Source organism: Shewanella hafniensis, assembly GCF_019655335.1.
GTDB classification, from domain to species: domain Bacteria; phylum Pseudomonadota; class Gammaproteobacteria; order Enterobacterales; family Shewanellaceae; genus Shewanella; species Shewanella hafniensis.
Genome location: NZ_BPFD01000152.1, coordinates 1 through 3,093 on the forward strand (window position 1 = coordinate 1; position 3,093 = coordinate 3,093).

General features: G+C 40.0%; 1 protein-coding gene. It reads left to right on the forward strand.

Going from position 1 to position 3,093, the window contains the following annotated elements; all coding sequences use genetic code 11:
- Positions 1 to 82: 82 nt before the first annotated feature.
- Positions 83 to 2,980, forward strand: coding sequence for a TonB-dependent receptor domain-containing protein (locus tag K5Q99_RS21500; protein ID WP_220778084.1), 2,898 nt, complete (start codon positions 83 to 85; stop codon positions 2,978 to 2,980).
- Positions 2,981 to 3,093 lie beyond the last annotated feature (113 nt).

The window sequence follows — 3,093 nt, forward strand, 5'->3', positions numbered from 1 at the left end:
AAAGGTGACACTTATTGGTTACAAAAGTGACTTTTAATAAAATAAGAATTAAACAAAAAAACAAATGTTAAGGGAGAATAAAATGCGCGCAAATTCTACATTAGCCAAAGCTGTTCGCTTTGCGTTAATCAGCGGAGCTGCTACAGCCGCTTTGTCTACGTCAGCTGTATTTGCTGCTGAAGACGGTGCAAAAGTTGAACGTATTGAAGTAACAGGATCTCGTATTATTAGAGAAGGAGCAATTGCTCCTACACCTGTCACTGTCATTACAGGAGACGAGCTACTATCGACTGGTGTAACTAACATTGGTGAAGCACTAAACCAATTACCTGCACTAGGTAATACATACTCTTTAGCTAACTCTGGACGCTTCATTGGTACTTCAGGCTTAAACCTTCTAGACCTAAGAAGTATGGGAACGGATAGAACTCTGGTTCTTGTAAATGGTAAGCGTCATGTTTCAAGTTCTGCGGGAACCTCTTCAGTTGACGTGAATACGATTCCTAGTAGTTGGGTTGAAAAAGTTGAAGTCATTACCGGTGGCGCATCAGCCATCTATGGCGCTGACGCCGTAACAGGTGTTGTCAACTTTATTCTAAAAAAAGATATTGAAGGATTAGATGTTTCTGCAACGAAAGGTTGGGCTGGAGATAATCCACTTTCTAAAGATCGTTTAGCATTATCCTATGGTACTAATTTCGATCAAGATCGCGGTAATATTGCCTTTGCTGTTGAATACAGTGCTCAAAATCAATTAAGAGCATTTGATCGCGATGAAACATCAACTTCATTTACTAATTTAAAGAATACCAACCGCCCGATAGGGCCAGATGGTAAGCCTATCGATTCTAATAACCCGTCAGATCCTGATAAATATTACACTCCAAACGGTGGACACTATACTATCAGTAATGCTGGAACCTTCTTCTTAGATGGTTGGAAAACGTTCAATCCTGATGGTTCATTGCGTGATGTTTATTCTGGCCCCAAAGTAGACGGTATTTACTGTGTTGATTGCGATTATACTAACCTCAATCAATTTGTAGAATTACAGCCAGAATTTGAACGTTATAACATTAACTTTAAAACAAACTACCAAGTTAATGACAATATGAACGCATATTTCGAAGCAAAATATGTCAATAGCCAGTCTACAAATGAAGGACAACCCGCATTCTTTTTTGGTAAAGGTAGTGATCCTCTAAAAAATACTGACATAAAAATTGATAATGCATTCATTAGCCCAGAACTAATTGCATTAATGAAAGCCAATAAAGATGCCGATGGGAATCCTGCGCCACTCGATAGCATCAATATCCGACGCTTTATGACAGACCTAGGTCAGCGTATTGAAGACGATACTCGAGAAACCCAACGCTACGTGCTCGGTCTTGAGGGTTTAGTATTTGAAGACTGGGATTATGATGTTTATGGTATTTATGGCCAAACCGATCTCGAACGAGTAAATAAAAATAACCTCGTACTAGCCAACTATCAAAATGCGTTAGATTCAATCAATGTAAATGGTAACGCGGTATGTCGCGACGAAAATGCAAGGGCTGCTGGATGCGTTGCTCTTGACATTTTAGGGTTTGGCAAGCCTAGCCAAGCCGCCATTGACTACGTTAATACGATTTCAACAGGCACATCTGTCATCAAACAAACCGTTCTTGGTGGTTCTTTAACAAATTCTGCTTTGTTTGATATGCCTGCCGGTGTTGTTGGTTTTTCAACAGGTGTTGAATACCGTAAAGAAGAGAGTGAAATTTTTGAACCTTCAAATGCAAAAGGGACCTTCTTTAATGCCTTAGGTGAAGATAAAGGTGACTTTGATGTAAAAGAAGTATTTGCAGAGGTCAGTGTTCCACTACTAGCAGATCTACCAATGATCCGTCAACTTGATATGGAGTTAGCAGTTCGTTTTGCAGATTACAGTACTATCGGAAACGCTACCACCTGGAAAGCAGGCCTAAGTTGGGAAGTTAATGACGAACTGCGTGTCCGTTCAACTTACTCAGAAGCCATCAGAGCGCCAAATATCAGCGAATTATATGGTGCTGAGAGTCAAAACTTCTTTAGAGTTGAAGACTCATGCCGCACTAAATACTTAAATGATCTAAGCAACCCTGATGTACGTAAAGCCAACTGTGCTGCTCTAGGCATTCCAGCAGATTTTAACTCTGATTATGACTCAAAAACACTTGAGGGTGTGAGTAGCGGCAACAGGGACCTAGACCCTGAAGAATCAACAAGTTATACAGTTGGATTTGCTTATCAACCGAGCTTCATCGATGGCTTATCTATTACAACCGACTACTGGAATATAGCCATTGATAATGCGATTTCTTCAGTAAGTGCACAAGATATAATCGACCGCTGTGTTGATTCAACTTCAGGCATTAACAACGAATATTGTGCATTATTAACCCGCAACCCAACGACACATGAGATATCATCCATTAGGCAGTCATCTCTCAATATTGCGGCTTTGGAAGCCGCTGGTATTGACTTTGATATTGGCTATAACTTTGATGCATTTGGTGGTGACTTCCGTACAAACCTTATTGCAACTCGTCTGCTTAAGCGTAAAAACTTTTCATTCCAAGATGAGCCCAATGATTTTGAAGAGCTAGCAGGCACATTAGGTTATGCAAAATGGCAAGCGAACTGGTCATTGAATTATTCTATTGCCCAGTGGAGCGCCAACTGGAAAACACGCTTTATTGAAGGTGTCAGCTTATACACTGACAAAGAACTTTCACGTAATGCTAACCCTAGTAGCAATATGGAATATAGTGATTATTTCATTAGTGATATTTCTGTTGCCTATGCGTTTGATTCAGGCGTTACTTTGAAATTTGGTATCGATAACGTATTCGACCGTGACTTGCCATACGGAACAACAGGTACTAGCGCTGGTGCTGCAGCGTACGACAACGTAGGCAGATTCTTCCATACGACAGCAAGCTTTAAATTTTAATTTAAAGTGATTTTTATTAAAACGGCATCATCTGATGCCGTTTTTTTGACCATTAAAATATCAAACTGCTTAAACAAATGACTTTCATCTTAATCCCCTCAACCGCTACAACG

What these genes read in the sequence shown, in the direction of transcription:
- K5Q99_RS21500 (WP_220778084.1), top strand. Translation starts at nt 83, where the DNA reads ATGCGCGCAAATTCTACATTAGCCAAAGCTGTTCGCTTTGCGTTAATC.